The following is a 3,439-nucleotide window of genomic DNA, read 5'->3' on the forward strand; positions in this document are numbered from 1 at the left end:
ACGCAAGCCCGGCCACCAGATCCGCGACGCTCTTCCTGCGCCCCGTACTGCATCTCCCGGGGGCCACCCCCCGGACCCCCGGCCGAGAGGCGTCACGCAAGCCCGGCCACCAGATCCGCGACGCTCTTCCTGCGCCCCGTGTAGAACGGGACCTCTTCGCGGACGTGCATACGGGCCTCGGAGGCGCGCAGGTGGCGCATGAGGTCGACGATGCGGTACAGCTCGTCGGCCTCGAAGGCGAGGATCCACTCGTAGTCGCCGAGCGAGAACGAGGCGACCGTGTTCGCGCGCACGTCCGGGTAGCCGCGGGCCATCTTGCCGTGGTCGGCGAGCATCCGGCGGCGGTCCTCGTCGGGGAGCAGGTACCAGTCGTACGAGCGCACGAAGGGGTACACCGAGACGTAGTTCCGCGGCGTCTCGTCGGCGAGGAACGCCGGGATGTGCGCCTTGTTGAACTCGGCGGGGCGGTGCAGCGCCATGTTCGACCAGACCGGCTCCAGCGCGCGGCCCAGGCGGGTGCGGCGGAACAGGTTGTACGCCTCCTGGAGCTGGTCCGCGGTCTCCGCGTGCCACCAGATCATGAGGTCGGCGTCGGCGCGCAGGCCGGACACGTCGTACGTACCGCGAACGGTGACGTCCTTGGCCGCGAGCTGGTCGAACAGCTCCTGGACCTCGTCGGCGTAGCCGGCACGGTCCTGCGGCAGCACGTCGCGCAGCTTGAAGACTGACCACAGGGTGTAGCGGATGACCTCGTTGAGGTCCTTCGCCTTCTTACCGGCGTTCGGGATCTTTTCGGGCGCACTCATACAACTATTCTCGCCCGTCACGGACAGTGCCCTGCACCAGGGGGGCCGTGGCGATGATCTCGTCCGCCGCGCGCTGTCCGCTGCCGATGCACGCGGGGATGCCCACGCCGTCGTACGCCGCCCCGCAGACCCGCAGTCCCGGCAGCTTCGCCACGGCGTCCCGGACCCGCCCGACGCGGGCGAGATGGCCGACGGGGTACTGCGGCAGTCCGCCGATCCAGCGGGTGACCTCGGTCGCGACGGGGCGCGCGGTGAGGCCGGTCGCCTCGCCGAGGTCCTTCAGGGACACCGAGACGAGGTCGGCGTCCTCGCGCTCCAGCTGGTCCTCCTCGCCGAAGCGGCCGACGCTGGTGCGGAGCAGGAAGAGGTCCGGGGCGCTGCGGGCCACCCAGTCCCACTTCTGGGCCGAGAAGGTGGACGCCTTGATCGTGCGGCCGTCGACGGGCGGCACGAGGAAGCCGGAGCCGGCGGGCAGCTGCCCGGCCAGGTCGGCCCGGCGGAACGCGAAGGTGATCAGCGCCATCGACGCGTACTCGACGGCGGCGAGCTCGGCGGCGGCGGCCGGGGACTCGTCGGCGAGCAGCGCGGAGGCGGACCAGGTGGGAGCCGCGAGGATCACCCCGTCGGCGTCGAAGTGACGCCGGTCGGTGCGGATGCGCCACCCCTCGGTGGTACGGGTCAGGCCCAGTACCCGGGCCTCGGTGTGGATCTCCCCGCCGGCGGCGCGGACCGCATTGGCGACCGCGAGCGGGAGGGTGCCGACGCCGCCTTCGATGCCCATGAAGACGGGTCCGGTCTGCTGCTGCTCCGCGGCCCGCCGCTGCACCTCGCGCACCGCGTCCAGCAGCGAGCCGTGGCCGGCCCTGACCGCCTCGAAGAGCGCGGGGACGGCGGCACGCATGGAGATGCGGTAGGCGTCGCCCGCGTACACGCCGCCGAGCAGTGGCTCGACGAGCCGGTCGACGACCTCGCGGCCGAGGCGCTCCGCGACGTACGCGCCGATGGCCACGTCGTCGCCGAGTTCGGCCGGGGGCAGGTCGCGCTCGTGCCCGATCCGGTCGAGACCCTCCGCGGAGAGCAGTCCGGACAGGGCGTCGGGGCTGCCGGGCACCCCCATCACATGGCCCTTGGGCATGGGGCGCAGGGCGTCGCGTGTCCAGACGGAGGCGGTGGCGGTGGCCGGGGGCCGCAGCCGTTCGCCGAGGCCGACGGCCCGCGCGAGGTCGACCGCTTCCGGCCGGCGGGCGAGCATCGACTCGGCGCCCAGGTCGACGGGGCCGCCGGCGATCTCGCCGGTCTGGAGCTTGCCGCCGAGCCGGGTGGTCGCCTCCAGCAGGGTCACGCGTACCCCGGTGGTCAGCAGCCGGTGCGCGGCCGCGAGGCCCGCGATACCACCGCCGATGACGACGACATGGCCGGTACGGGCGGCCGGGCGCTCTGAGATGGACAGCATGCCTCCACTCTCTCAAACGCCCGTCGGTGTCCCGTAACGAGTCCTGACCGTGACCCCTTCGGAACCGGAATACGGCAACCCGCGTACCTGCCTCGCGCGTCGAACCGGCACCAGCCACCACCATCCCTTGGGGGGACCCGACATGCGTGCACGGCACAGACTCGCGGCAGTGCTCCTCATCGCCTCACTCGCCGTCGCCGGGTGCGGCTCCGACGACACGGACACCGCCGCCCTCGACAGCAAGGCGGGCGGGGACGCGGCCGCGGCGAAGGGCCCTGCCCCGGACTCCGGTTACGCGGGCGCCCAGCCGTCCGGAGGCAAGCAGCAGCAGCCGAAGGTTCCGGAGACCCACATCATCAGGACCGCCGAGCTGAGTGTGGAGGTGAAGGACGCGACGAAGGCGCTCGACTCGGTCCGCAGGACGGTCGAGAGTGCCGGCGGGCACGTCGCCAACGAGTCCACCGAGCGGGTCGACGACACGCATGTGACGTCCCGGGTGGTGCTGCGCGTGCCGCAGGACCGGTACACGGGGATCCTCGCGGACCTGGCGGGCAGCGGGAAGCTGCTGTCCCGCAGGGCGGACGCCAAGGACGTCACCGCCCAGGTGGTCGACGTGGAGAGCAGGATCGCGACGCAGCGGGCGAGCGTCGCGCGGGTGCGGGCGCTGATGGACCGGGCGACGCAGCTGAGCGATGTGGTCACGCTGGAGGGCGAGCTGAGCAGGCGTCAGGCCGAGCTGGAGTCCCTCCTGGCCCAGCAGGCGTCGCTCAAGGACCGTACGACGATGGCGACGATCACGCTGGAGCTGTCCGAGGCGGAGAAGCCGAGGGAGCCGAAGGACGAGGACGACACCGGCTTCCTGGACGCGCTGGAAGGCGGCTGGAACGCGCTGGTGACGACTCTGCGGTGGATCGGGCTGGTGCTGGGCGCGGTGGCGCCGTTCGCCGTGGTGTTCGCGGCGCTGTACGCGGTGTGGCGGTGGCTGGTCCGGCCGCGGCTGGCCAGGCGCACCGCCGCGGTCCCGGCGCCCCGGCAGGTCCCCGCGACGGGGCCGGCCCGTGCGACGGAGCCGGACCGGGCGCCCGAGCAGGACGCGGCGCCCGGGCAGGACTGAACGGCCGCTCCCACGTAGCGTGTTCCTCATGGAACGACTGGTGGTCATCGGCGGCGACGCGGCGGG

At 72.9% G+C, this 3,439-nt stretch carries 3 protein-coding genes; 1 reads left to right on the plus strand and 2 read right to left on the minus strand.

Features of this window, described 5'->3' with window-relative positions; translation table 11 throughout:
• Nucleotides 1-92: 92 nt before the first annotated feature.
• Complete coding sequence (hemQ, locus tag ACWGI8_RS41810) at nucleotides 93-806, minus strand: hydrogen peroxide-dependent heme synthase (RefSeq protein ID WP_453668689.1); 714 nt, start codon at nucleotides 804-806, stop codon at nucleotides 93-95.
• A 4-nt stretch (nucleotides 807-810) separates the two neighbouring features.
• Nucleotides 811-2,259 carry a protoporphyrinogen oxidase gene (hemG, locus tag ACWGI8_RS41815; RefSeq protein WP_453668690.1) on the minus strand — a complete coding sequence of 483 codons (1,449 nt, stop codon included), beginning with the start codon at nucleotides 2,257-2,259 and terminating at the stop codon, nucleotides 811-813.
• 142 nt (nucleotides 2,260-2,401) lie between these two features.
• Here hemG and ACWGI8_RS41820 point away from each other — a divergent pair, with 142 nt between their 5' ends.
• The gene (locus tag ACWGI8_RS41820) at nucleotides 2,402-3,373 is read left to right on the plus strand and encodes a DUF4349 domain-containing protein (protein ID WP_453668691.1); all 972 of its coding nucleotides are present in this window, start codon (nucleotides 2,402-2,404) and stop codon (nucleotides 3,371-3,373) included.
• The last annotated feature ends 66 nt before the right edge of the window (nucleotides 3,374-3,439 follow it).

Source organism: Streptomyces sp. NPDC054841 (genome assembly GCF_053611045.1).